General features: G+C 61.3%; 27 protein-coding genes. 12 read left to right on the top strand and 15 right to left on the bottom strand.

Annotation, left to right across the window (positions count from 1 at the left end; all coding sequences use genetic code 11):
- Nucleotides 1–279: 279 nt before the first annotated feature.
- Nucleotides 280–1,395, bottom strand: coding sequence for an AI-2E family transporter (locus tag JMY24_RS23195; RefSeq protein ID WP_201702991.1), 1,116 nt, complete (start codon nucleotides 1,393–1,395; stop codon nucleotides 280–282).
- Nucleotides 1,396–1,665: 270 nt separating this feature from the next.
- On the opposite strand from JMY24_RS23195, the gene JMY24_RS23200 reads away from it, so the two are divergent.
- The 4 genes from JMY24_RS23200 to JMY24_RS23215 all read left to right on the top strand — a co-directional run bounded on the left by JMY24_RS23200 (nucleotide 1,666) and on the right by JMY24_RS23215 (nucleotide 5,573).
- A complete protein-coding gene (locus JMY24_RS23200; protein WP_201702993.1) occupies nucleotides 1,666–2,880 on the top strand; it encodes a DUF2863 family protein in 1,215 nt (404 codons plus the stop codon).
- A gap of 211 nt (nucleotides 2,881–3,091) precedes the next feature.
- A complete protein-coding gene (locus JMY24_RS23205) occupies nucleotides 3,092–3,970 on the top strand; it encodes a response regulator transcription factor (RefSeq protein ID WP_128594738.1) in 879 nt (292 codons plus the stop codon).
- Between the two features lie 109 nt (nucleotides 3,971–4,079).
- Nucleotides 4,080–4,754 (top strand): energy-coupling factor ABC transporter permease, encoded by a 675-nt coding sequence (locus tag JMY24_RS23210; protein WP_128588703.1) that lies wholly within the window; start codon nucleotides 4,080–4,082, stop codon nucleotides 4,752–4,754.
- A 189-nt stretch (nucleotides 4,755–4,943) separates the two neighbouring features.
- Nucleotides 4,944–5,573, top strand: coding sequence for a BspC domain-containing protein (locus JMY24_RS23215; RefSeq protein WP_128594737.1), 630 nt, complete (start codon nucleotides 4,944–4,946; stop codon nucleotides 5,571–5,573).
- 187 nt (nucleotides 5,574–5,760) lie between these two features.
- Here JMY24_RS23215 and JMY24_RS23220 read toward each other — a convergent pair whose 3' ends face one another.
- Nucleotides 5,761–6,915, bottom strand: a complete 1,155-nt coding sequence (locus JMY24_RS23220; protein WP_128594736.1) for a M14 family metallopeptidase — start codon at nucleotides 6,913–6,915, stop codon at nucleotides 5,761–5,763.
- 65 nt (nucleotides 6,916–6,980) lie between these two features.
- Entirely contained in the window at nucleotides 6,981–7,763 is a 783-nt protein-coding gene (gene yaaA / locus JMY24_RS23225) for a peroxide stress protein YaaA (protein ID WP_201702995.1), read from the bottom strand.
- A 57-nt stretch (nucleotides 7,764–7,820) separates the two neighbouring features.
- Here yaaA and JMY24_RS23230 point away from each other — a divergent pair, with 57 nt between their 5' ends.
- Complete coding sequence (locus tag JMY24_RS23230) at nucleotides 7,821–8,336, top strand: putative toxin-antitoxin system toxin component, PIN family (RefSeq protein ID WP_128594735.1); 516 nt, start codon at nucleotides 7,821–7,823, stop codon at nucleotides 8,334–8,336.
- A 124-nt stretch (nucleotides 8,337–8,460) separates the two neighbouring features.
- The gene (locus JMY24_RS23235; protein ID WP_128594734.1) at nucleotides 8,461–9,633 is read left to right on the top strand and encodes a pyridoxal phosphate-dependent aminotransferase; all 1,173 of its coding nucleotides are present in this window, start codon (nucleotides 8,461–8,463) and stop codon (nucleotides 9,631–9,633) included.
- A 109-nt stretch (nucleotides 9,634–9,742) separates the two neighbouring features.
- Here the strand turns inward: JMY24_RS23235 and JMY24_RS23240 are convergent, their stop codons facing one another.
- Entirely contained in the window at nucleotides 9,743–10,390 is a 648-nt protein-coding gene (locus JMY24_RS23240; RefSeq protein ID WP_201702997.1) for a glutathione S-transferase family protein, read from the bottom strand.
- 123 nt (nucleotides 10,391–10,513) lie between these two features.
- Here JMY24_RS23240 and JMY24_RS23245 point away from each other — a divergent pair, with 123 nt between their 5' ends.
- From JMY24_RS23245 to JMY24_RS23270, 6 genes are all read left to right on the top strand, one after another.
- The gene (locus JMY24_RS23245) at nucleotides 10,514–12,079 is read left to right on the top strand and encodes a 3-hydroxyacyl-CoA dehydrogenase (protein WP_128594733.1); all 1,566 of its coding nucleotides are present in this window, start codon (nucleotides 10,514–10,516) and stop codon (nucleotides 12,077–12,079) included.
- Entirely contained in the window at nucleotides 12,076–12,864 is a 789-nt protein-coding gene (locus JMY24_RS23250; RefSeq protein ID WP_128594732.1) for an oxepin-CoA hydrolase, alternative type, read from the top strand. Before JMY24_RS23245 ends, JMY24_RS23250 begins: the two co-directional genes overlap by 4 nt.
- Nucleotides 12,865–12,874: 10 nt before the next feature.
- Complete coding sequence (locus JMY24_RS23255) at nucleotides 12,875–13,591, top strand: histidine phosphatase family protein (RefSeq protein WP_128584790.1); 717 nt, start codon at nucleotides 12,875–12,877, stop codon at nucleotides 13,589–13,591.
- A 20-nt stretch (nucleotides 13,592–13,611) separates the two neighbouring features.
- Nucleotides 13,612–14,718 carry a phosphotransferase gene (locus JMY24_RS23260; RefSeq protein WP_128594730.1) on the top strand — a complete coding sequence of 369 codons (1,107 nt, stop codon included), beginning with the start codon at nucleotides 13,612–13,614 and terminating at the stop codon, nucleotides 14,716–14,718.
- Between the two features lie 104 nt (nucleotides 14,719–14,822).
- The gene (locus JMY24_RS23265) at nucleotides 14,823–16,079 is read left to right on the top strand and encodes an acyl-CoA dehydrogenase family protein (RefSeq protein WP_128594729.1); all 1,257 of its coding nucleotides are present in this window, start codon (nucleotides 14,823–14,825) and stop codon (nucleotides 16,077–16,079) included.
- 145 nt (nucleotides 16,080–16,224) lie between these two features.
- The gene (locus JMY24_RS23270; protein WP_128594728.1) at nucleotides 16,225–16,926 is read left to right on the top strand and encodes a glutathione binding-like protein; all 702 of its coding nucleotides are present in this window, start codon (nucleotides 16,225–16,227) and stop codon (nucleotides 16,924–16,926) included.
- 91 nt (nucleotides 16,927–17,017) lie between these two features.
- Here JMY24_RS23270 and JMY24_RS23275 read toward each other — a convergent pair whose 3' ends face one another.
- The 11 genes from JMY24_RS23275 to JMY24_RS23320 all read right to left on the bottom strand — a co-directional run bounded on the left by JMY24_RS23275 (nucleotide 17,018) and on the right by JMY24_RS23320 (nucleotide 26,118).
- A complete protein-coding gene (locus JMY24_RS23275; RefSeq protein ID WP_128594742.1) occupies nucleotides 17,018–17,497 on the bottom strand; it encodes a MaoC family dehydratase in 480 nt (159 codons plus the stop codon).
- A gap of 2 nt (nucleotides 17,498–17,499) precedes the next feature.
- Entirely contained in the window at nucleotides 17,500–17,958 is a 459-nt protein-coding gene (locus JMY24_RS23280) for a MaoC family dehydratase (RefSeq protein WP_128584795.1), read from the bottom strand.
- 36 nt (nucleotides 17,959–17,994) lie between these two features.
- Complete coding sequence (locus JMY24_RS23285) at nucleotides 17,995–19,122, bottom strand: acyl-CoA dehydrogenase family protein (protein ID WP_128594727.1); 1,128 nt, start codon at nucleotides 19,120–19,122, stop codon at nucleotides 17,995–17,997.
- A 10-nt stretch (nucleotides 19,123–19,132) separates the two neighbouring features.
- Nucleotides 19,133–20,329, bottom strand: a complete 1,197-nt coding sequence (locus JMY24_RS23290) for an acyl-CoA dehydrogenase family protein (protein ID WP_128594726.1) — start codon at nucleotides 20,327–20,329, stop codon at nucleotides 19,133–19,135.
- Nucleotides 20,330–20,377: 48 nt separating this feature from the next.
- Nucleotides 20,378–20,803 (bottom strand): DUF1178 family protein, encoded by a 426-nt coding sequence (locus JMY24_RS23295; protein ID WP_128584798.1) that lies wholly within the window; start codon nucleotides 20,801–20,803, stop codon nucleotides 20,378–20,380.
- Between the two features lie 262 nt (nucleotides 20,804–21,065).
- A complete protein-coding gene (locus tag JMY24_RS23300) occupies nucleotides 21,066–21,590 on the bottom strand; it encodes a helix-turn-helix transcriptional regulator (RefSeq protein WP_128594725.1) in 525 nt (174 codons plus the stop codon).
- 46 nt (nucleotides 21,591–21,636) lie between these two features.
- Nucleotides 21,637–21,882 (bottom strand): hypothetical protein, encoded by a 246-nt coding sequence (locus JMY24_RS38455; RefSeq protein ID WP_128584800.1) that lies wholly within the window; start codon nucleotides 21,880–21,882, stop codon nucleotides 21,637–21,639.
- Between the two features lie 318 nt (nucleotides 21,883–22,200).
- A complete protein-coding gene (locus tag JMY24_RS23305) occupies nucleotides 22,201–22,791 on the bottom strand; it encodes an NUDIX domain-containing protein (RefSeq protein WP_128594724.1) in 591 nt (196 codons plus the stop codon).
- A 43-nt stretch (nucleotides 22,792–22,834) separates the two neighbouring features.
- Nucleotides 22,835–23,131: a DUF2818 family protein gene (locus JMY24_RS23310; protein WP_201702999.1), complete on the bottom strand. Its 297-nt coding sequence runs from the start codon at nucleotides 23,129–23,131 to the stop codon at nucleotides 22,835–22,837.
- Nucleotides 23,131–24,603 (bottom strand): NADH-quinone oxidoreductase subunit NuoN, encoded by a 1,473-nt coding sequence (nuoN, locus tag JMY24_RS23315; protein WP_128594723.1) that lies wholly within the window; start codon nucleotides 24,601–24,603, stop codon nucleotides 23,131–23,133. Before nuoN ends, JMY24_RS23310 begins: the two co-directional genes overlap by 1 nt.
- Before the next feature lie 24 nt (nucleotides 24,604–24,627).
- Nucleotides 24,628–26,118: an NADH-quinone oxidoreductase subunit M gene (locus JMY24_RS23320; protein WP_128584804.1), complete on the bottom strand. Its 1,491-nt coding sequence runs from the start codon at nucleotides 26,116–26,118 to the stop codon at nucleotides 24,628–24,630.
- Nucleotides 26,119–26,123 lie beyond the last annotated feature (5 nt).

Raw genomic sequence — 26,123 nt, forward strand, 5'->3', positions numbered from 1 at the left:
TTAGTTTTTAAAGATCGGTCCGCTTCACGCTGCGCTGCCCTTACCACTACTACCCGGCACCGCTTCGTTCTGCGTCGCTGCATCAGCAGCAGAGAAACGAGATTATGAAGAACTCCGGCTGCGCCGTCAACAGGTTTTTGTTACTGACTGAACCTGCTGCGACCGCTGGAAGCCTTGCCACTGCTGGCTCTCCCGCTTCCCGTGCCCCGGCGTCCGGAGCACGAAAGAGCGAGATTCTAGCGAGCCGACCAGCGCCTTGCAAGCGTTATCTGCTTTTATTCAAGGCGCCTTTTCTATCCGGCCAATTTCTTCCGCAACGGCAGGTTTGGCACCCGGCACCAACGTACTGCCAGCGGTTGCTCCGATGGTCCAATCGTGCAGCACCGTGTACGCGACTGCAAGCAAGGTAGGCCCGATAAAAACGCCGAGGAAGCCGAAAGCGAACGCGCCACCCAGAATACCTAGCATGACCAGGATCAACGGCATGTCGCTATTCTTGCCAATCAGAATCGGCTTGATGACGTTGTCGGACATGCCGACAACGAGCACACCCCACACCACCAGGAAGACCGCCCACCCCGTCGCACCGCCGTGATAAAGCCAGATTGCCGCAGGCAACCATACGATCACCGGGCCTCCCGGGATTACCGACAGGAAAAACGTCGCTAGTCCAAGTAACGCAGGCCCCGGCACACCAGCAATCCAGCAGCCGAACCCCGCAAGAATTCCCTGAACGAGCGCAGTGCCCAGAATTCCATAGACGACGCCCTTGACCGTACTGCCCGCGAGCGCCAACAGGTAATCGGCACGCTCCCCGGCGATACGCCGCATGCCCGCGTTCAGCCACGCGGCCGCACCCTCTCCGCCGGTATAAAAGAAAAAAGCCAGCACGATGCTCAGCGCCAACAGGCCAAGACCGTGCGTGACCGCAATGGCTGCCGCAAGGATCCACTTGCCGGCCGGCGCCGCAAGCGTACGCAACTGCGCTATCAGTTCGGAATTGCTGCTTGTCAGACGCTCCCAGAAGCTCTCGATGCTCGACCCGATCACCGGAACGCGCGCTACCCAAGGAGGCAAATCGGGCAAACCTGCTTCGAACAACCTTTGAACCAGAGCGACTATGTCGTGAACGTGCGCGCCAAACGCAAACCCCGCGTAGACGAACGGCCCGAGAACCACGATCAGAATAATGAACACAATCAAGGTGGCAGCCGACTTGCGCCTACCGCCAAGCGCCGAAGTCAGCCTGCGGTAAAGTCCCCAGGAGCTGTAACTGAGAATCGCGCCCCATAGCAAAGCGGTCGTGAATGGCGCGAGGACCAGCAACGAGCCGCCCACGAGAATGATCAGCGCGAACACCGCGGCCAGGCGTTCGATCAGTTGGTCCGATTTCACAATGAATCTCCCGTTACGCCAGACCGCGGCGACAAGTACGAACGCCCTGGTTCGGCGTCCGTCAAACCGGCCAGTGTACAGAAGCCACTTTCGCTCTCTGACCGTCTTATATTATTTGACGAATTCACGAAGGAAGCACGATCGAACACACGCCGACGGTCCGGTTTTCCGCGCAGAAACGTCCGAATCGTTCCGGTATCACGCGCCAAACAATGTGGCGCCACGGAAACGACTACAATAAAAGGTTCTGTGCACCCAACTTCCGGATTTATGCGCTCGCGAATCGCCAAACGTCTCCCCCCCGATGCCGACAAGCTTGTCGGTCTCTCGCTCGCGCTTTTCGCGTCGGGCAGCCGCACCGAAGACCGCTTCTGGGAAGCGAAGCTCGACGCGCTGCTGGCCAAAATCGTGCGCAACGCCAATCAGACTACGCTCGACGCAGCCCTCGACCATCTGCAGCAGAATCATCCCGACGCTTATGGCGCGCTCGCCGACATGGCGGAAACGCACAGCGAGTCGTTCGTCGTCGAGCATGAAGGCGTGGCTTATGAGGCGTTGCTGATTGCGGCACCCATCCTCGCCTGGACTCGCTACATGATTCCGTCCGGGCCGCTCAAAGCCGACGCTGCCGACGCTTTGCGCGCGCACCTGCAGGCTCACGTGCTCGCAGCGAACACGCGTGTCGCCATGGCGCCATTCCTTTACAGCATCGACCAGCTGCCGCGCCATCACGTCGAAACCTGGCGCATTGCTCAGCAGCTTGCACAGGTAGCCATGGCTGGCGGCAACCTCAAGCTCAACTTCGGCGAGCTGCCGGAAACCTCTCCTATTCTGGCTGACCCGCGCTTCCTGCTCGCTCTGGTCGCGGCGCCCGTCGGCGAGCCCACGTTTCGCTGGCAAGAGGAGGAGCACGGCACCCGCATCGAACGAGGGCAGTGCCTCGAGCAATGGGCCACGCAAGGCGGCGCCAACCTGTCGCTGGTGCTGCCCGGTTGCGAGTTCGAGTGTCTGTTGCCGGATGCCTATTACTCGGCATGCCGCGACGCCGACGAACGCGTGCGCCCTCACACCGTGCGCACCGCCGTGCGTTATCTGTTCGACACAATTGGCGCCGCGCCGCAGGACCTGCGCGCGGTGGTTGCCGGTTTCGGCGAGCGCCGCATCGACGAATACCGCGTCGGCTTTACGCGCCGCGGCAGCAATGAGGTGATTTACGGCGTCGTATGGCCCCTGTATGGCCGCGAAAATGGTGAAGCCGGCATCGACGAAGAGCCGCAGGAAACCGCACCGCCGGACGCTCCCCTCGAGGAAATCGTCGCGCTGCTCAAGGAAACCGGCGTGACCGACGTGCGCCGCCACGCAGGCCGGTTCGAGCCTGAATATTGCGATGACTGCGGCGTGCCGTTGTATGCCGATCCGCTCGGCGAAATCGTCCACGCGGAAATGCCGGAAGACGCCGAACCCGCGCAGCCGCACTTCCACTAGGCAGCCGCGCGCCTTCGGCGTATCGCAGTTCGTTGACACACCCCGCCGCGTGCGGGGTTTTTTGTGCGTCATTCTTCCTATGCCTTTTGGACAGGCCGTCAAATCGAAGGGAATTTGTCATCATAGGGACGGCGACGCATCGCACACCCGCCCGGACCCAACGCCTGGCGAATGCATCGCGCCACTTCGCCCGATTCATCTGGAGACATGCATGCGATTCTCGATACTCAACTCAGACGCGGAACGACGCGACGGCCTCAAAGCGCTGTTACGGCAAATCAACCGGTTAGCGCGTTTTAACGAAGCACAAGACTGGCGCCAGGTCGAGCGCACGCTCAAGCGTCAGTGGCCCGACCTGCTCGTGGTCGACTGGCAGGACTGGATGTCGGTGATCGACATCCGCAGCCTGCTTAGCCACTACCCGCATCTGCGCATTGCAGTGCTGACGGACAAAATTTCGCCGAAGGTGGTGAGCAATCTCATGGACGAGGGCGTTCTAGGCGTCGTGCCGCGCGAAACCGATCCGTGCCTGATCGTGCGCGCCTTCGAAATGGTGATGCTGGGCGGGCACTACGTGCCGTCCGGCGCGCTGGCGCTCAACCCGCCGCTCCCAACGGATACCACTATCCGCCCGTTTGACGAGAATAGCCCGCCGCCGCGCCGGACCAGATTGTCGAATGGACTCTCGCCTCGCCAGGAGCAGATCATGCGCTGCGTCCATATGGGCAGCACCAACAAGATGATCGCGCGCACATTGGGTATTAGCGAAGGCACCGTCAAGATTCATTTAACCAGCATATTCCAGCAGCTGGGCGCGCCGAATCGCGCCGCCGCTGTCGCGCTCTACAACGGTTGGCTGACAAACCATTTGCAAGTGCTTCGCAGCAACGCAGAAAGCCTCCTCCGGCCCGTCATGGGCCAGGCCGGCTCCGTGCCGCTGCGGCGCGCCACACGGCGGCGCTTCCAGTACCCGCTGTCCGCCAACGATTCAACGGCTCCCTTGCCGATGGCAGCCGAACCGGGCACGCCCTATGACGACGCGTCCGCGGCGGAGCTCCCGTCCGAGCCGGTCACGGACGGCTCCACGTGAGGTGATGCGTGCGCGTCGGTAGCGTGATGCGCGATGTGTGCCAGCGCTTGCATCGGCTGGCATGGAATCCGCTCACACCTTTTCTCGTCCAACGAGTAATATGGGACTCATGGGTTTCCTCTACACACCGCTTCCGTTCTGGATCGCTGTCGGTGGCTGGATAGTCACTGCGATAGTGGTCGCGCTCGCGCTGTGGAAAAACCCTTTCAAACGACTTCAAGACGGCACGTTGCAGCATGTCTGGCTGGCCATCATTGTCGCCGTGTCGGTACTGTGGGCCAGCAACGCCTGGCTAGACGACGGCACCGTCATGCACCTGCTCGGCGCAACCCTCGTCGTGACGCTATTCGACTGGGCGCTGGCTTTGATTGCAATGGCGGTGGTCACTGGCCTTGCCGGCCTGATCTTCGACGCTCCGTGGCAAGGCATCGCACTCACTTTCCTCGTGTTCGGCGCGGTGCCGGTCGGCATTTCGACATTGCTTCAACGAGCAAGCATCGCGTGGCTGCCGCGCAATCTTTTCATGTTCATCTTCGGCCAAGGCTTCGTGTCGCCGGCTATCGCGGTGTCGCTCACTGCAGCTGCAGCGCTCGGCGTTCACGTAGCGCTCGCCGACGGCTCGGTGACCGTTGTGCCTGCAGGCTACGCGCTGAGCGTACTTCTCCTGGCCACCGGCGAGGCATGGTTCACGGGAATGTCCACGGCATTGATCGCCGTCTACCGCCCTGCCTGGGTCACCACTTATGATGTGCGGCGATACCGGCTCGGCGGACCACGCACGTGAGACCGGCGCAACGCTCAAGGCGCACTCCACGTGCTCGTGAGCTAGTCGCGCCAATGCGTTCACTCACGCGCCCGGCATCGCAAAGCGCGGCGAAAACCGCGGCCGAAAAATAGTTGCGGCACGATTGAACTCAACCCTGCCGCCAGGCATCTTACGTGCCTCACGTCTCCATAACGCCTAACGAACTAGATGGATTGCACCAACGTACCGCGCCGATTGCTGCGGCTGGTCGGCCGGTTGGCAACACTCGCAGCGAGCCTCTCCCTCGCATGCACTGCGCCCGCATTCGCCGATCAACTCGAACAGCACAACGATCTCGTCAACAGATTTGTCAATGAAATGCATGCCGATCCGCTCGTCGCGGATTGCGCCGCGCATGGCAATTTTGTCGCGAGCACCTCGACCGCGTTCGATCATGTCGAGTTTCCACCAAGTTCGTTCGACAGCGCGCACGCCGCAATCACACCGTGGAACGATTCGTTCGACGAAGGCAAGCAACGCGTCAAGGTAGACAACATCGTCACCGTCGAAGGGCTCGGCATCCGTCAAAGCGGCGGGGGCGACGCTGCCGACCTGAAGTTCCGCTGCGGCTATGTGGGCGCGCAAATGTTGGCGTTCAGCTGGAACGACCCGGTGCCTCCGGCGCGGGCGCGCAACTCAGAGCCATCACCGTCGCGCGCAGCATCGGGTAAACATCACGGGGCAAAGGGCAAGCACGCGGCGAGCGGCAAAGGCGCGAAGAAGAGTTCCGCGAAGTCGTCGAAAAGCACTTCGGGCAAGTCGTCCAGCAAGAATGCGTCAGCGAAGAAAAAGCACTAGGACCGGATAACGCTGTCAATCGTGCGAGCCACATTGCGCGACGCCAGCGTTACTGAATTCGGCAATCCTGCGAATCCGCGACCGCTGTCGGCAAACCGGTAAGGCGCATGCGCCGGCTGGCCGTTCAGACCAGCCAACAAAAAAGGCACACACGCAATCCATGTGTGCCCTCTTCAATGCGGGGAACTCAGGCAAACGTCTCCACGTGCCCCAAGATGGCCTGCAGCATCGCCGCACCGAGCGACGCACTGCGCTCGCCGTTCCAACCCACCCGTTCGTCCGGCAAGTTGGCGTTGTCCTTGAACGGCATCTCGAGCGTCAATGAAAGGCAGCCGAACTCGTTGCCGATATATTTCGAAGCTAGCTTGAGCGCATCTTCGCGATACTTGCTCGCGGCGTACCCATACTTGTCCTGGAAATCAGGGCTTGCCTGTTTGAACGCTTCGATAAACGCCCTTTGTTCCTCGCCTTGCCGCTCGGTGAATCCCGGCAGCATCTCCGAGCCGGCCACGAAGACGTAAGGCAGCGCCTCATCGCCGTGAATATCGAAAAAGAGGTCGCAGCCGGTTGCGTGAATCGCCTCACGCACTACCAGCACCTCGGGACTGCGCGCGGCGTCCGGCTCCATCCACTCACGGTTCAGATTGGCGCCGGACGCATTGGTGCGCAGGTTACCGCGCACGCTGCCGTCCGGATTCATGTTCGGCACAATGTAGAACACCGCGTGATCGTACAGTTTGCGCGCAACCGGATCGCCCGCCCAATCGCCCCAGCCCACGAGCCGCTTCACGAGTCCTTCGATAAACCATTCAGCCATGGTCTCGCCGGGATGCTGACGCGCGATCAGCCAGATCTTTTTCCTGGCGATGTCGCCGGTTTGCGGTGTGCCGAGCGTGAGCAGCGACACCGGCCGGCCTTCGACGGTCCTGCCCAACTCGGTAAGCGTGGCCTGCGGCATCTGTTGAACTGCGCCGAGGAACTCGGAATGGCGTTCCTCGCTGTACGGCTCGAAGTACGCGTAATAAATGCGATCGAATTCCGGCGTGTGGTCGATCGTCAGCACACGGCCGTCGTACGACGTGGGCACGCGAAACCAGTTCACGCGGTCGTAGCTGGCGACGGCCTGGTAGTCGCGCCAGCCTTCCGCGAACGCGCACGCCGCCGCATTCTCGAAGGTCATCACGCAGCGCTCGCCCGCGGCGCCGGAGAGCCGGAAGTAGAACCATTGCGCGAACTCCGCGTGGCTGTCGGGCCGCACGCGCAAGCGGATATTGCCAGCCTCGGCGCAAGACAGCACCTCGATCGCGCCCGCGTCGAAGTTGCTCGTAATCGATAAACTCATGATGTCATTTCCTGCATATGTGGGCGGCAGTCCGCTGGGCGGCACACCGCTGGGCGGCAGTCCGCTTATTCAGCGACGCGGCGGCGAAATACGTACGTGGAATCGTTGGAGGCTTCGACGTCGAACGCATAGCCTTCAGCGTCAAACCCTTTCAGCTGCTCGGGCTCGTCGAGGCGGTTTTCTACCGCGTAGCGCGCCATCAAACCGCGAGCCCGCTTCGCATGAAAGCTGATGATCTTGTAGCGGCCGCCCTTCCAGTCCTCGAACACGGGCGTGACGACCGGTGCTTCAAGCAGCTTCGGCTTGACCGACTTGAAATATTCGCCCGACGCGCAATTCACGAGCACACGGGATTTTGCAGCGCGTTTTTTCAATTGAGCGTTCAACGCCTGCGTGATCCGCTCGCCCCAGAACGCGTAAAGGTCTTTGCCGCGCGGATTGGGCAGGCGTGTGCCCATTTCCAGCCGGTACGGCTGCAGCAGATCGAGCGGGCGCAGCAAGCCATAGAGTCCTGACAACACGCGCACGTGGTTCTGCGCAAAATCCAGATCCGCCGAGGACAAAGTCTTCGCGTTGAAGCCCTCGTACACGTCGCCATTGAACGCAAGCACGGCCTGCTTCGCGTTGTCCGTGCCGAAGCGCGGCGACCACTGCGCGTAGCGCTCGAAATTGAGGTGCGCCAACTGGTCGGAAATGCTCATCAGCGAAGCGATCTGCTGTGGCGACAAACGGCGCAAACCGCCGATCAATTCGGCGGCATCGTCGACGAAATCGGGGATTGTGTGTTTTTTGACGTGCGGTGGAGTTTCGTAGTCGAGCGATTTCGCCGGCGACAGAACGATTATCATAGAGGCTTGCAGGCACGCCGTGCCTGGCGGTCAAAGACGAAAGCCAGATTGTAACGAATGCCCGGTTCCCATGCCTCACACAGTGCTTTGCGCGTCGTTCTCGATTCGAATGTCTGGATCGACATTCTCGTGTTCGACGACCCGCACACGCGGCCAATTCGCGCCGCGCTCGAAAACGGCACGCTCGCCGCAGTGATCGACGCCCGCTGCCTCGCCGAACTCACTTACGTGCTGGACTATCCGCAATTCGTCGATCGCAACGTGGATAAGTCCGCCGCGCTCGCCGTCGTCGCGCGGCTCGCACAAGTGGTCGAGCTCGCCGCTGAGCCCGAAGACTCGCGGCCGTTGCCGAAATGCAAAGACCGCGACGATCAGAAATTTCTCGAACTCGCGCACGCCGCCCACGCAGATTGGCTCGTGTCGAAAGATCGCGCGGTGCTGAAACTCGCGAAGCGGATCGCGCGCGATTTCGGGTTTCAGATTGCACAGCCGGCGCCGTTTGCCGCTTTGCTTGCTGGTCCGATCAGCGGTTCGACGAGCGGGGCCGCCGCACCGGTGGAAAGTCCGGTATAACCCTGGCCGAACGGCCAACGGCACACCGCGGGCGCGCACGCACTGCCGCTATTCCCTACAATCAGGCTTCGCCGGTTTGAAAACGATGCCTTCGTCCACTCACTCGTCACGCCCGAACAGCGCCATGAATGCACCGCACGACACGCCCATGAGTCCCTCGTTTCCATCGCGTCTGCCGAATGTGGGCACGACGATCTTCACCGTTATGAGCGCGCTCGCCGCCGAAAAAGGTGCGGTCAATCTCGGTCAGGGCTTTCCCGACTTCGGCTGCGATCCACGAATCGTGGATGCGGTTGCGAACGCGATGCGCGACGGCCACAACCAGTACCCGCCGATGGCGGGCGCCGCGCCGCTGCGCGAGACTATCTCGGACAAGATCGCAAACGTGTACGGCCGCCGCTACGACGCCACCACCGAAATAACGGTCACGGCCGGAGCGACGCAGGCACTGCTCACGGCGATTCTCTGCGCGGTCCATCCCGGCGACGAAGTGATCGTGATCGAGCCGACGTATGACAGCTACCTTCCGTCGATCGAACTGGCGGGCGGCAAGCCGGTATTCGTCACGCTCGACGCGCCGGACTACGCGATCCCGTTCGACAAACTCGCCGCCGCGATCACGCCGAAAACGCGGCTACTGCTGATCAACACGCCGCACAATCCGACCGGCACCGTCTGGCGCGCCGAAGACATGCGCAAGCTCGAAGAAATCGTGCGCGGCACCAACGTGCTGATTCTGTCGGACGAAGTATATGAACACATGGTCTACGACGGAGCGCCGCACGAGAGCGTGGCCCGTTATCCGGAACTGGCGCAGCGCAGTTTCGTCGTGTCGAGCTTCGGCAAGACGTATCACGTCACTGGCTGGAAAGTCGGCTACGTGGCGGCGCCGGCTGCGCTCACCGCTGAATTTCGCAAAGTGCATCAGTTCAACGTGTTCACAGTGAATACGCCCATGCAGATCGGACTGGCCGATTACATGAAGGACCCGGCGCCCTATCTCGAACTGCCGGCGTTCTATCAGAGAAAGCGTGACTTCTTCCGCGCCGGCCTCGCGAATTCGCGCTTCAAACTATTGCCGTGTACCGGCACGTACTTCCAGTGCGTCGATTATTCGGCAATCAGCGATCTGCCCGAAGCAGAATTCGCGCAGTGGCTGACCGGCGAAATCGGCGTCGCGGCCATTCCAGTGTCGGCCTTCTACCATGAAGCGCATGAGTCGGGCGTGGTGCGCTTCTGTTTCGCAAAGCAGGAAAGCACGCTCGCCACCGCGCTCGAACGGCTCGCGCGGCTCTAGCATGTCACGCGCGATGCTGCGAACGAACCCACGTTCCTCGCCGTCGCGCGCCACCGTCAACGCGTGGGTTACGCGTCGCGGTTCCGGTCGGCTCTCGCAGGGCTATGCGTCAGGCCGGACGCGACGCCGCAATGTACGCCTTCCGGTCTTCGGTCACACGCTGCGCGGCGGGGCGGCTGTTGATCGTCTTCACGTAGCTCTTCCAGTCGAGACCCGCGTCGAGCAGGAAATCGCGACCGTAGATTGCCTGCGTGGCCATGCCGACGAGCGGCAAACTCACGTAGCTCGCTGCGTCCGCGACACTGAACCGTTCCCCGCGCAAATACGGTGTGAATCTGGCGATCCGCCTGAAGCCCGCAATGTGATGCGCCAGCAGCTTCTCGACCCGGCCCTTGGTCGCGTCGGTCAGCGTGCCGCCGAAAAATGCTTCCTTGTACAGATTGCGCGCCGTCAGTTCCAGATGCACGTCGACGAACATGATCAACTCGCGCTCCTTGGCGGCTTCCCATGGATCGGCGGAAAAAATCGGCTTGTCGGGAAAGCGCGCGGCCAGGTACTCGACAATACATTGCGATTCCGAAAGATCGCCCTCTTCGGTTTGCAGATAAGGTACTTTGCCAAGCGGCGAGTGTGCGAGCATCGCCTCGTCCTGGCTCGGCTGTACGAACACCTCCTCGAACTCTATGCCGTGTTCGAGCAGAACGAACTTCACCTTGTTGTAGTAGTTAGAGAGCGCGAACCCGCAGAGCTTGATCATCGTTGTCTCCTTCCTTTTTCGGTGTGTGAGACCGCCGAATGGATCGAAGGCGGCCTTCGGGCGATCGTCAAATGAATTGTACGAGCGTGCTATTCTAAAATAACCATGGAGTCGAGCAACACAATGACCTCTCGCAACTTCAGCATAGAGACCATCGGCATTGTCGGAACCGGGGCAATGGGCCGCGGCATCGCACAGATCGCTGCGCTCGCGGGCCTCACCGTGCGTCTGTACGACGCCAACCCCGCCGCTATCGGCGCCGCACGCGACTACCTCGCCGAAACTTTCGCCAAACTGACCGCCAAAGGCAAGCTCGAGCAGGCGCGCTCCCTCGCGGCGCTCGCCAACGTCACGGCCGCGCATGCGATCGACGATCTGGCGGATTGCGATCTGGTCGTCGAGGCCATCGTCGAGAAGCTGGAAGTCAAGCAGGCGCTCTTTCGCGAGCTCGAGACCGTGGTGAGCGGACGTTGCGTGCTCGCGTCGAACACGTCGTCGCTATCCATCACGGCAATCGCGGCTGGCTGCACGAATCCCTCGCGCGTGGTCGGCTATCACTTCTTCAATCCCGTTCCGTTGATGAAAGTCGTCGAAGTGATCGACGGCCTGCGCAGCGACCGCCAGGCAGGCGACGCATTGATGGACCTCGCGCGCCGCATGGGCCACACGCCGGTGCGTGCGAAAGACATGCCCGGCTTCATCGTCAATCACGCGGGCCGCGGCATGAACACCGAGGGCCTGCGCGTGGCGGGCGAAGGCGTGGCGAGCTTCGTCGATATCGACAGGATCATGCGCGAGCAGGCGGGTTTTCGTCTCGGCCCGTTCGAATTGCTCGATCTGACCGCGCTCGACGTATCGCATCCGGTGATGGAGTCGATCTACCATCAGTTCTATGAAGAGCCGCGCTTCACGCCCTCGCCTATCACCGGCACGCGGCTCGCGGGTGGACTGCTTGGCCGCAAGACGGGCGAAGGTTTTTATCGCTACGAAGACGGCAAGCAGCAGGCGCCTGCCGAAGCCCCCGCACCGGCCGCGCTGCCGGTAAGCGTATGGGTCAGCAAGCGCTATCCCGAGGCGTACCGGGCCGTCGTGGAACTCGTCGGCAAAGCCGGCGTGAAGCTCGACGACGGCGCCTCGCCCGCTGCGGACTCGCTGATCGTCGTCACGCCGTTCGGTCACGACGCGACCACGGCCGCGGTCGACGAAGCGCTGGACGCGAGCCGCGTCGTGGCCATCGACGCGCTCTTTCCGCTCGTCGGCGCGCAGCGCCGTACGTTGATGACCACGCCCGCGACAACCCGTGCCGCGCGTGACGCAGGACAAGCGCTTTTCTCGGCCGATGGCGTGCCCGTCACCGTGATTCGCGATTCCACCGGCTTCGTCGCGCAACGCGTGGTGGCTACGATCGTCAACATCGGCTGCGATATCGCGCAAAAGCAGATCGCGACGCCGGAGGACATCGACCTCGCTGTCACGCTCGGCCTCGGCTATCCACGCGGACCGCTTGCGCTCGGCGACGCGCTCGGTGCGAAAACCATCCTCACCATCCTGCGCAATATGTTCGACGTGCTCGGCGATCCACGCTACCGCCCCTCGCCGTGGCTCGCGCGGCGCGCGCAACTTGGCATGTCGCTGACTCAGTGCGACGCCGCCGACACTCAAACAGAGAACACGGAGACCCGACAATGAGCGCCGAACTGCTGACCTCGCGCCCTACCGAAAGCGAATCGACGCTGGTACTCACGCTGTCGAACCCGGGCGCACGCAACGCATTGCACCCCGACATGTACGCGGCCGGCATCGAGGCGCTCGATTCAGTGGAACGCGATCCGTCGATCCGCGCCGTGGTGATCGCGGGCGCGGACAATTTCTTCTGCGCTGGCGGCAATCTGAACCGTCTGCTCGAGAACCGCGCGAAGGACCCTTCAGTCCAGGCGCAGAGTATCGATTTGCTAGCCGAGTGGATCTCGGCGCTGCGGCTCTCTTCGAAACCTGTGATTGCCGCCGTCGACGGCGCGGCAGCCGGCGCGGGCTTCTCGCTTGCCCTGGCATGCGACCTGATCGTCGCGGCCGACGACGCCAAATTCGTGATGTCGTATGCCCGCGTCGGCCTCACGCCCGACGGCGGCGGCTCATGGTTTCTCGCGCAGGCCTTGCCTCGCCAGTTGGCGACGGAAGTGCTGATCGAAGGCAAGCCGATCGGTGCGGCACGCTTGCACGAACTAGGCGTCGTCAACAAACTGACGAAGCCGGGCACCGCGCGCGATGCCGCAGTCGCATGGGCCGACGAACTCGGCAAGATCTCGCCGAACTCGGTCGCGCGTATCAAGACTCTCGTCTGTGCCGCCGGCACGCAGCCGCTTTCCGATCATCTGGTCGCAGAGCGCGATAACTTCGTCGCGTCGCTGCATCATCGGGAGGGTCTTGAAGGCATTTCCGCGTTCCTCGAAAAACGCGCGCCCGTTTATAAGTGAGCGAGAGACCATGCCCGCTTATCAGTTACCTAAACGCCGCCGCATTTTTTTAATGCGTCACGGCGACGTGACTTACTTTGACGACTCGGGCCGCACGATCGATCCCGAAACGGTGCCGCTCAACGCCAATGGCCGCGAGCAGGCGAGCGCGGCGGGCCGCGTGTTCGCAGAGCAGCAGGTTCGGTTCGATCGCGTGATCGTGAGCGGCTTGCCGCGCACTGTTGAAACCGCGCAGCGCGTGCTGGCCGAGACGGGTCAGCAGGTCACACTCGAAATCGAGCCTGCATGGCAGGAGATTCGCGGCGGCAAGCTGCGCCATATTCCGTTGGAGGATATCGAGGCCGCGTTTCTCGGGGTGTTCGACGGCATCGTGCCGGAAAGCACGCGCTTTCTCGACGGCGAGACGATCGGCGAGTTGTTCGATCGCGTACTGCCCGCCGTGGCGGCACTGCGCGAGGACACTTCGTGGGACACAGTTCTGCTGGTGCTGCATGGCGGCGTGAATCGCGCAATCCTGTCGCATGCGCTTACCGCGGGCGGACGCACATTTTTCGGCCATCTCGCGCAGGCCACCGGCTGCATCAATGCGCTCGACGTCGGCGCCGCACCGCGCGACTGGGTGCTGCGAGCCATCAATTATTCGCCGCCGTCGCCGCTGCATCGCGACATCCGCAATACGACGATGGAAATCCTCTACGCACAATTCATCCAATACACGCGTAGCTGAACTCAAACCGGAGGAGACACATGGTGCAAGCCACACAAAGCGGCGAACCGGAACAGCAAGCGGACTACTCAGCCTTCGAGGGCACGCGCCCGGTCAATGAGCGGCAGCGCTTCGACGGCGAAGCGCTCGCGGCCTGGCTCACGCAGCATGTGGATGGATTCTCCGGACCGCTTACGGTCGAGCAGTTCGCCGGCGGACAGTCGAATCCCACATTCAAACTGGTGACGCCGTCGCGAGCTTACGTGATGCGCGCGAAGCCTGGACCGGCGGCAAAGTTGTTGCCGTCTGCACACGCGGTCGAACGTGAATACCGCGTGATGCATGCGCTCGCCGACACCGACGTGCCTGTCGCGCAAATGCTCGCTCTGTGCGAGGACGAGAGCGTGATAGGCCGCGCATTCTATGTGATGGAGTTCGTCGATGGCCGCGTGCTGTGGGACCAGTCGCTGCCAGGCATGACTGCCGGTGAACGAAGCGCGATCTACGACGAGATGAACCGTGTGATTGCAGCGCTGCACAGTGTCGATCCGGCAAGCGTGGGGCTTTCGGACTACGGCAAGCCGGGCAATTATTTCGCGCGTCAGATCGGCCGCTGGAGCAAGCAGTACCTTGCGTCCGAAACCGAGCCTATCGACGCAATGCAGCGCCTGATCGAATGGCTGCCGCAGCACATGCCGACGGAATCCGGCGAGCGCGCGTCGATCGTGCATGGCGACTACCGGCTCGATAACCTCGTCTTCGATCGCGAGGAACCGAAAGTGCTTGCGGTACTCGATTGGGAACTGTCCACGCTAGGCGATCCGCTTGCCGACTTCGCCTATCACTGCATGGCGTGGCATGTCGATCCCGCGCAGTTTCGCGGCATCGCAGGTCTCGATTGGGCGGTGCTCGGCATTCCCGACGAACAGCAGTACGTCGAGCGCTATTACAAGCGCACGGGCTTTGAAATTCACGGCGACTGGAATTTCTACCTGGCGTACAACATGTTCCGAATCGCCGCGATTTTGCAGGGAATCATGAAGCGCGTGGTCGACGGCACGGCGGCCAGCGCGCAGGCGCTAGACGCCGGCCGGCGTGCGAAGCCGATGGCCGAACTCGCCTGGCAATATGCGCAGAAAGTGCGCTGACCGCGCTCGAGTACGCTTGAACACGCTTAGAGACTCTTGAGCACGCCTGCGCTCAGCAAACAGCGCCTACATTAAATTTCGTCCGTTATCCGCGAGGTCCATAGATGAATTTCAATTACACGCCGAAAGTTCAGGCATTGCGCGAAAAACTGCTCGCCTTCTTCGACGAGCACATTTACCCGAACGAACAAGCGTTCTATGCGGAGATTGCGCAAAACCGGCAGAACGGCAACGCATGGCAGCCGACTGAACTGATCGAGCAACTCAAGCAGAACGCGCGCGACGCGGGCTTGTGGAATCTGTTCCTACCCGACTCGGTGCGCGGCGCCGGATTGACCAACCTCGAATATGCGCCGCTCTGTGAAATCATGGGCCGGGTGCCGTGGGCGCCGGAGGTGTTCAATTGCAATGCACCCGACACCGGCAACATGGAAACGATCGAGCGATACGGCAGCGAAGAGAACAAACGCGAATGGCTCGAACCGCTTCTGCAAGGGCAGATTCGTTCCGCCATTCTGATGACGGAGCCGGAAGTCGCGTCGTCCGATGCCACCAATATCCAGACCAGCATCGTGCGCGATGGCGACTACTACGTGATCAATGGCCACAAGTGGTGGTCTTCGGGCGCGGGCGATCCGCGCTGCAAGATTTATATCGTGATGGGCAAGACCGATGCCGAGGCACCGCGCCATCAGCAACAGTCAATGATCCTGGTGCCCGCCGACGCCACAGGCGTCACGGTGCACCGCCCTCTTTCCGTTTTCGGCTACGACGACGCACCGCATGGCCATATGGAAATCACGCTCGACAATGTACGCGTGCCTGCGACCAATATGCTGCTCGGCGAAGGCCGCGGCTTTGAAATTGCACAAGGGCGTCTCGGACCGGGACGCATCCACCATTGCATGCGTCTGATCGGACTTGCGGAGCGCGCGCTCGAATTAATGTGCAAACGCTCGATGCAACGCGTCGCGTTCGGCAAGCCCGTTGCCATGCAAGGCGTCACGCAGGAACGCATCGCCGAGGCGCGCTGCATGATCGAACAGGCACGATTGCTCACGCTCAAAACCGCATACATGATGGACACCGTCGGCAACAAGTGCGCGCGCGGCGAGATCGCGATGATCAAGGTCGTGGCGCCTAACATGGCGTGTCAAGTGATCGACTGGGCCATTCAGGCGCACGGCGGCGGCGGCGTCAGCGACGACTTCCCGCTGGCTTACGCCTACGCATCCGCGCGGACGTTGCGCTTCGCCGATGGTCCGGACGAAGTGCATCGCAATGCAATCGCGAAACTCGAGCTCGCGCGTTACATCGAGCCTGGCGCGGCGGCTGTGGAGACGCCGGCAGCGCGCGCCTGACGACGTCTTGCTCGAACTTCGCTTCGAGTACTGCTGGCAAGCGCGCATGTGTGGCGCCGCCAGCATCATCGTGCGATCTATGCTCTAATTTTCGTCAAGCGCGGCGCTCCTCGGGGCGCCGCTTTACAGAACGAAAGGAGCGAGGATGATCGACGTCTATAGCTGGGCGACCCCGAACGGCCACAAGGTTCATATCATGCTCGAGGAGACGGGACTCGAGTACGCGGTGCACGCAGTGAACATCGGCGCTGGCGATCAATTCAAGGCCGAGTTTCTCGATATCAGTCCGAACAACAAGATTCCCGCCATTGTGGATTCCGAGGGTCCGCGGAGCGCGGACGGCAAACCATTCGCGTTGTTCGAGTCCGGCGCGATCCTGATTTATCTCGCCGAGAAAGCGGGCCGCTTTCTGCCGACCGATCCGGCTGCGCGCTATTCCGTACTGCAATGGCTGATGTTTCAGATGGGCGGCCTCGGTCCGATGCTCGGGCAGACACACCACTTTCGTGTCTACGCGCCCGAGCCGATCGAGTACGCGATCAACCGCTATACGAACGAAACGCGGCGCCTGTATGGCGTCATGGACAAGCAGCTTGGCAAGACCCAGTACCTTGCCGGAAACGACTATACGATTGCGGACATCGCTTCGTTCCCGTGGACCCGCTCGTGGCAAAACCAGGGCATCGAACTAGATGCGTTTCCGAATGTGAAGCGATGGCATGAGGAAATCGCGGCGCGCCCGGCGGTTGTACGCGGCGTCGAAGTGCTGGCGTCTGCTCGCAAGCCGCTAATGGACGACAAGGCGAAAGAAGTGCTGTTCGGCGCGACGCAATACGCGAAGCACTAGAGGTTGAGGTGTGGGGCGGCAACACGAGCAAGCAACCGTGAGCCGGCGAGGCTTGCCGTGCACGCCGCCTTTTCATACCGACTGCGGGGCGTCAAAAATAGTGGCGAGTGATGAACTCAGCGACGCACACCGGCCGCTCGCTGCCCTGCCGCTCCAACGTGACATTCCACACTACTTGCACGCCAGCATTCTCGACATCGACGTCGGCGACGGACGCGACCGCGAACTGTGCGCGCAATTGCGAACCGACGAGTACCGGCGAAGTAAACCGCACGCGATTCAACCCGTAGTTCACGCCCATCCGCTGTTCGAGCCGCACCGTTTTTGCCAGCAACGCGGGGATCAGCGAGAGGGTCATGAAGCCGTGCGCAATCGCGCCGCCGAATGGCGATTCGCGCCGCGCCCGCTCCGGATCCACGTGAATCCATTGGTGGTCGCCGGTGGCTTGCGCGAAACGATCGACGCTCGGCTGATCGATCGTCACCCAGTCGCTAACGAGCGGCGCCGCTCCAACAAGCGCACGCAACGCCGCGGCATTCCGAAACGCGGTAGCCGGTGGCGTACTCTCCATTGTCACGACGCAGCGCCCGGATTGCGCAGTCCGAACATTCCTTTGGAGCGCACCGTAACGACCGTCTCGCCATGCTGGTTGATGCCCGCCCATTGCGTGGACACAATGCCCCGATCGGGTTTGCTTTCCGAGATGCGCTTGTCGAGCACGGAATTCGTCATGGTGATCGTATCGCCGACGCGCACCGGTTTGAGCCAGCGTATTTCGTCGATGCCGGGCGATCCCATCGACGTGGAGTCCGCCAGCGCGTTACGCACCAGCATGCCCATCATGACCGAACAGGTATGCCAGCCGCTCGCCACCAATCCGCGAAACGGCGACGCCTCAGCCGCGGCCTCGTTCAGATGGAACGGCTGCGGATCGAACTTCTCAGCGAATTCGACGATCTCCTCGCGCGTGAAAGTATGCTTGCCGATCTCGGTCGTTGAGCCGACCGTCATGTCCTCGTAACTCAAAGCCATCGCTCTATCTCCTTGCGGGTCGATTCAATCGGCCACTCACACTTCGATGCTGGCAAAACCGGGCAGCGCGGCGAACCGCGCGAGGTGATGATCGACGTCGCCCAATGTGGTTTCAATGATAGCGAGACGTTTGAACAGATGCGCGGCCGCGACCTCGTTCGTCACGCCCATGCCGCCATGCAACTGAACCGCCTGCTGGCCGACGAAACGGGCCGCTTGCCCCACGCGTACTTTCGCGGCAGAGATCGCGCGGCGGCGCTCATCGGCGTCTTCGCTCGAATAGCGCATTGCGGCCAGGTAGGTCACCGAGCGCGCCTGCTCGGCGTGAATCAGCATCTCGACCATGCGGTGCTGCAATGCCTGAAAGCGCGCAATCGGCTGGCCGAACTGCTGGCGCGTTTTTGTGTAGTCGACGGTTGCGGCATTCAATGCGTCCAGCGCGCCGACCGCTTCCGCACACAAGAGCAACGTGCCGTAGTCCGCGATATGCTCCAACGCCGCCGCGCCTGAGTGCTGGCCGCTTAAACGGCGTGCGGCGGTGCCGTCGAATTCGAGCGTCGCCGCGCGTTGTCCGTCGATGGTTCGGTAATCGGTGACCTTCACGCCTGCAGCGTCGCGCGCCACGATAAATAGCGCGATCTCGCCACTCGAACGCGCGGGCACGATCCAGTAGTTCGCCTGCGCACCGTGCAGCACGACCGACTTCGTGCCGGTAAGCGTGTGCTGCTCGCCTTGCGAGGTCGCGACTGTCGCAATCTCGAACAGATCGTAGCGCGCATGCGGCTCGTGAAACGCCACGGAGAGCTTGATCTCGCCCTGGGCCGCGCGCTCTAGCAGCGATGCGTCCTCGCCCTGCCCCGTGCCGGCAAGACGCAGTGCCTCGATGCCAACTGCGGTGGCCCAGTAAGGCTCGACCACCAACGCACGACCGAGTTCCTGCATGACGGCCAGCATATCGACGGCTCCGCCATTGAAGCCACCTTGGGCCTCCGGCACCGGCAATGCCGTCAAGCCCAATTCGGTCAAGGCTGCCCAATGCGTTTCCGAGACCCCCGCATCCGATCTCACGATCGCCTGGCGCGCCTCGAAGTTGTAGTTCTTGTCCAGATAGCGGCGCAGCGCGTCGGCAAGTTGCTGTTGCTCGTCGTTGAAAGTGAAGTCCATGCGCCGCTCCTCAAAGTCCGAGAATCATCTGCGCGATGATGTTCTTTTGAATTTCGTTCGAGCCGCCGTAAATCGACGTCTTGCGGAAGTTGAAGTAATACGCAGCCAACGGCGCAGCGTCGTCATCTCCGGCGATGCTGTGGTCGCGCTCGCCTTCGAGGAACGGTACGTCAAAGGGAGCGGCAAGCGGGCCCACAGCTTCGAACATGAGCTCGGTCAACGCTTGCTGCACCTCCGTGCCCTTGATCTTCAGCATTGACGCCTCCGGTCCTGGTCCGCGTCCGCCCGCTTCATTAGCGACCACGCGTTGCACGGTGACCTCAAGCGCCATCAGTTCAATTTCGAGATTCGCGACCTTTGCACCGAATACCGGGTCGTGCAATAGCGGCTTGCCATTCTTATTCCGGTCGAGCGCGAGGCGCTTAAGAAAAACCAGTTCGCGCTTGGATTGACCGACGCGTGCGATGCCGGTGCGCTCATGTCCCAACAGATATTTCGCGTAAGTCCAGCCGCGATTTTCCTCGCCGACCAGATTTTCGACGGGTACCTTCACGTCTTCAAAGAAGACTTCGTTGACCTCATGGTCTTCGTCGAGCGTGATGATTGGCCGTACCGTGATACCCGGCGTTTTCATGTGGATGAGCAGGAATGAAATGCCCTCCTGCTTTTTCGCGCCGCTGTCCGTGCGCACGAGGCAGAACATCATGTCCGCGTGCTGCCCCAGCGTGGTCCACGTCTTCTGGCCATTGACCACGTAATGGTCGCCGACACGTTCGGCGCGTGTTCGCAGCGACGCGAGATCGGAGCCGGAGCCCGGCTCAGAGTAGCCCTGGCACCACCAGTCGGTGCCGTCGAGAATGCGCGGCAAGTAATAGCGTTTCTGCGCGTCGCTACCGTACTTCATGAGAACGGGCGCGACCATCGACACGCCGAACGGCAATACGGTCGGCGCGCCGACACGCGCGCACTCTTCGTCCCAGATGTGCCGCTGGGTCGCGTCCCAACCGGGGCCGCCATACTCTTTGGGCCAAGCCACAGCCGACCAGCCTCGCGTACCTAGCAGCTTGTGCCAGCTTGCGAAGTCTTCACGGTTCAAACGCTTATGGTTGAGTACCTTCTCGCCCAGTTCGCGAGGCAGATTGGATTCGAGCCAAACGCGGATTTCGGCGCGGAACGCCTTTTCAGAGGGGGAATAGTCCAGATTCATACGTAGTGTCTCCTGGCCGCCACCGCCCGCCGCCAGAGAGCCACTGCGCTATTGCAGAGGTTCCTTCAAGGCAGCCGGGACGGGCAACGGCATCACTTCGATGCCTTCTTCGATCAAAGCTCGCGCGTCTTCTGGTGTCGTGACACCGCGAATGTTGCGTGCGGGCGCTTCGTTGTAGTGAATGCGCCGCGCTTCCTCAGCGAAGCGGTCGCCCACGTTCTCAGTCTTTTCCAGTACCTCTCGCAATGCGCGCATGACACGCGCCTGCAATTCGCCGGGTGCCGCCGACACCTTTGTTTCCGTCGCACCGGACAGATTGAGGCGCGGGGCCGACGGCAAACGGCTCACCTCTTTCGCGCCGCAAATTGGACATTCGACCAGCTTGCGAGACTGCTGCGATTCGAAGTCATCAGCCGAAGCGAACCAGCCTTCGAACCGATGGCCGTGCGGACACTGTAAATCGAGGACCTTCATGTGGAATCAGGGCTTGCGTGCCAGTTTAGCGCAAATCAAATATTTGTGAACGGTCGTTCGTAAAAACTTCATACGCGGTGCGCCGCAATGAGGCGCTGCCGGGAGATCAGCCGTGGTGGGCGATTTTAACGCTTTGCGGAAACTGCTGCCGAAGGCGCGATACCCTGCAAAGCGCGAAGTCAACGCCAGACCATAGGGGGCGCCCCGCGCCGCGATGGGTCTGCCGGCGAAGCCGCGTTGCCGTCTCGACTCATTGACGGATTCAAGCCACAAGGCATTCCAATCGCCGGTTAAGCCTTGGCTCAAGTCCTCGTGCCTCTTTGGCCAGGTTGATCTGTTTGGCAGATCTCGCAACGTCGAATACGTCCGCCTTGATGTCGTAGCCGCCGCGCGAGTTCAGCCAGTCAAGCACGTCTGACAGATGCCAGACCGACGCACTTCCCTCATGCACTGGCGGAGGAAATTCGACCGCATGGCTCAGCATCAGCTTGCGCATGTTTTGTCGCGACACGCCGGCGATCTCCGCTACGTCGGTTAGTCCCACAAAGTCTGGGCCTGCCTCGACCAGTTGCGCCGACGGCACCGCCTTCTTAACGTCGCCGAGCGCGCTGACCAGCGCCTCAAGCGCGGACGCCCCTTCACGCGAGAACACCAGCGCGAGCCGCCCCGGTTGCCCCACGCCGACCGTGGCGTCGTCACACCCCGCTTCACCCAACCTCTCGACGATCGCCTCAAGATCGCAGTCTTGCGCCGCGAGTTTGTACTTCAACGTAAATGTATATTCCATTTGCTACTCCTGCTTATTCAGCCAAGACCTTGTCATTCAACGTTTGCTAACGGTGCGCCGTGCAATTATCGACAACGCGCCGCAAGTGTCTGGCGTGATTGACGGCATTCTTCGGCGTACTCCATACGCTCGAAATGCAGAATTCTCCGCAGCGACATTCCGCCTCTTTATAAGGGCAATACATTTTTCCCCAGGCGTGGCCCTTTCCACCGCCCTGTATGCGCCACCCACGCCGTTCGGCATATGCCAACGCGGCCTCTATCTCTTTCTTAGCATGGGTTCCACGAACCATCCTGCCCTCCAATTTAGTACTCTCGACGCAGGTTGTCAAGTGACAACCTGCGTTACCTTGCCCGACTCAAGCGCCTTATGTTTCGCTATCCGAAACATTTGAGCGATGAAGACGTTCTCGGAGATCCATACTAAAGTTACTACGGCGATGAAGCGAGACTGCCGGACGGCATAAGACAAAAGCGTTTTGTTCAGACACTGCGGCAGATACTGAGACCTGGTGGCGCTTCACCACGAAAAAAGCCCCTGCCGGTCATCGACCGACAGGGGCTTTATGAATGCGACGCAAGCGCCCGCCTGCGCGCTCGACGGCGAAGAACTATTTCGACTGCGCCTGCGCGAGCGGCCAGGCGCCCGACAACACTTTTTCCAGCCAGAACGTGCCGATCACCGTTTTGACGTCGGTGATCTTGCCGGTCCGTACCCACTCCGACACTTCGGGAACCGTCGCAGTAAAGAGTTCAAGGAACTCGCCGTCGTCGAGCTTGCGCTCGCCGGCCGTGAGGCCACGCGCAAGGTAGATGTCGATGAACTCGGTGGAATAGGAAATGATGGGGTGAACGCGCGTCAGGTAGACGTACTCACGCGCCGTGTAGCCGGTTTCTTCACGCAACTCGCGCACCGCGCAAGCCAGTGCGCCCTCGTCCGGATCGAGCTTGCCGGCCGGGTATTCGACCATGACCTTGCCCATCGGATAGCGATACTGGCTCTCCAGCAGCACACGGCCGTCGTCGAACATGGGAATCACCATCACGGCGCCCGGATGCTGCACGTATTCGCGGGTGGCATGTTTGCCGTCGGGCAGACGAACCGTGTCGCACTTAAGCGTCAGAAACGGCCCTTCATGAACCGTTCTGCTCTCGACACAAGTCTCGGTGAGGACGGCGTCGTGATTGGGAAGTTCAGCCATATGCGGACCTCGGAACAGCGTGGTGCGCGACGGCGAGACGCCGTCAGCGGCGTTTGACGAGATACTGGAAGGTGAAGCCGGGGAACGCGAACACAACGAATAGCGCGAATGTGATCGCGTAAAACTGCCAACCCTGTTCGAAGCGATTGCCCGCGCGCGCTTCAAGCAAAAAACCAAACGCGCCGACCACGAAGTACAGCACGATCAGTTCGGCAATCCGGATCCGTCCGCTTTTCTTCGCCGCCTTGAGCGGCACGGCGGCGAAGAGTCGCTGATTCAGGAACGGCAGGTTGGCACCGACCAGCGCCAACAGCACGATAAACCAGCCAGCAGCGGACATCAGAACGACAGTGTGTGCTGAATAGCCTGCAGGCAAGCCTTCAACAGCGGGTCGGGCACGATACCGAGCACCAGCACGGCAACACCATTGAGCGCGAGCAACGCGCGGGTGCCCGTATCGGCCACGATCGCCGATTTGTCTTGCGGCTCGTCGAAATACATCAGCTTGACGATACGCAGGTAGTAGAACGCGCCGAACAGCGACGTGATCACGGCAAGCACCGTCAGCCAGGTCAGGCCGGCGTTCATGGTGGCCTGCAGGACTGCGAGCTTCGCGTAGAAACCGACTGCGGGCGGAATGCCGGCAAGCGAGAACATCATGACCATCATCACGAACGCGAACACCGGGCTGCGTTGATTCAGGCCCTTGAAGTCCTCGAGTGTGTCGGCTTCGAATTCGCGGCGTGCGAGCAGCATGATGACGCCGAACGTACCCATTGTGGTGATCAGATAGACGATGCTGTAGTACATCGCCGAGCCGTACGCGCTGGCCGCGCCCGTGGTCTTATGGTCGACCACGCCGGCCAGCAGACCGAGCAGCACGAAGCCCATGTTCGAGATCGCCGAATACGCGAGCATGCGCTTGACGTTGCGCTGCACGATACCGGTGATATTGCCGACGATCAGCGAAAGCGCCGCCAGGATCACCAGCATTTGCTGCCATTCAACGGCGAGCGGCAAGAGGCCCATTACGAGGAAGCGCAGACCCCATGCAAATGCCGCGACTTTCGGACCACCGCCGACCAGCAGCGTCATGGCCGTCGGCGCGCCCTGGTACACGTCAGGCACCCACATGTGGAACGGCACGGCACCCATCTTGAACGCGACGCCCGCGACGATGAAGATCACGCCGAACAGCAGCACGCTCGGGTCGTAATGGCTCTGTCCGATTGCCTTGAAAACCTCGTTCAGGTCGAGCGAGCCGGTCGCGCCGTACAGCATTGAAATGCCGTAAAGCAGGAAGCCGGAAGCCAGCGCGCCGAGCACGTAGTACTTCATCGCAGCTTCGTTCGACGGCGCAGCTTCGCGACGCAGCGCAATCACGCCATACAGCGACAGCGACATCAGTTCCAGACCCAGGTACAGCGTCAGGAAGTTGTTGCCGGAGATCATGACGAGTTGCCCGAGCAACGAGAACATGCCCAGCAGGAAGAACTCGCCGCGGAACAGGCTGCGATCTTCGAGGTAGCGGCGCGAATACACGATCGTGACGGTGTAGCCGAGCGTCACCACCGCTTTCATCAGGCTCGCGAACGAGTCGACCACGTACATGCGGCTGAAGAAGTAGTGCACCGACGGGTCGAACGCATTGACCGCGAACCAGATGCCGGCGACGAGCGTCGACAGGACCGCGATGAAGTACGTGGTACGGCGACCGGCCTGGCCGACGAACGTGTCGTTGAGCCACGCGACGACAACGGCGAGCATCACCAGCGCGTCGGGCAACAGGGCAGTCATAGGGGCGTTTTGCATGGTCTTTAATTCCTCCGCTCTGCGTTACTGAGACAACGGCAGCTTGGACTGCGCAACGTGGGAGAGGAGGTTTTCCACGGATACGTGCATCACATCGGTAAAGGGCTTCGGATACAGGCCCATGAACAGTGTCAGTGCGGCAAGCACTGCCAGCATGAAAAACTCGCGGCGGCTGATGTCGACAAGGCTCTTCACGTGGTCGTTCGCGACCGCGCCGAAGTACACGCGCTTGTACATCCACAACGTATAGGCCGCGCCGAGAATCAGGGTGACAGCGGCGCCGCCCGCGATCCAGAAGTTGTACTGGACGGCAGCCAGAATCACCATGAATTCGCCGACGAAACCGGAGGTGCCCGGCAAGCCGCAATTCGCCATCGAGAACAGCATCACGAAGGCCGCGAACTTCGGCATGACATTGACGACGCCGCCGTAATCCGCGATCTGACGCGAGTGCATGCGGTCGTACAGCACGCCGATGCTCAGGAACATTGCGCCCGACACGAAGCCGTGCGAGATCATCTGGACGATCGCGCCTTCAACGCCGAGTTGATTGAAGATGAAAAAGCCGAGCGTGACGAAGCCCATGTGCGCGATCGACGAATACGCGACCAGCTTCTTCATGTCGGTCTGCACCATCGCGACGAGACCGATGTAGATCACCGCGATCAGCGACAGCGTGATAACGACCGGCGCGAGAAAGTGGCTAGCGTCCGGCGCGATCGGCAGCGAGAAGCGCAGGAAACCGTAGGCGCCGAGCTTGAGCATAATCGCCGCCAGCACCACCGAGCCGCCCGTCGGCGCTTCGACGTGAGCGTCAGGCAACCACGTATGAACCGGCCACATCGGCACCTTCACGGCGAACGCCAGGAAGAACGCTATGAATAGCAGCACCTGCGGCGTCATCGCGATCTGTGCATGCTGCCAGGTCGCGAGGTCGAACGTGCCGGTCTGGACGTACAGATACAGCAGCGCCACCAGCATCAGCAGCGAACCCATCAACGTGTACAGGAAGAACTTGAACGCCGCATACACGCGGTTCGCCCCGCCCCACACGCCGATGATGATGTACATCGGGATCAGCGTCGCTTCGAAGAACACGTAGAACAGCATGCCGTCGGCCGCGCTGAACACGCCGACCATGATGCCCGACAGAATCAGGAACGACGCGAGATACTGGCCCACGTTCTTCGTGATCACTTCCCACGCGGCGATCACGACGATCACGGTGATCAATGCGGTCAACACGACAAACCACATCGAAATGCCGTCGACACCCAGGTGATACGTAATGTTGAATCGTTCAATCCAGTTCGCCTTTTCGACGAACTGCAGATCTGCGCTGCTCGAATCAAAACCGGTGATCAGCGGGATCGTCACGATGAAGCTGGCGACCGAGCCGATCAGCGCGACCCAGCGCGCGGGGCCCGGGTTCTGGTCAGAACCGATGGCCAGAACCAGCAGGCCAAAAAGGATCGGCAACCAGATGGCGATACTGAGAATCGGATAAGCGTGCATTAGTG

It is taken from the genome of Paraburkholderia kirstenboschensis, assembly GCF_904848585.1.
In the GTDB taxonomy this organism is placed as follows: Bacteria; Pseudomonadota; Gammaproteobacteria; order Burkholderiales; family Burkholderiaceae; genus Paraburkholderia; species Paraburkholderia kirstenboschensis.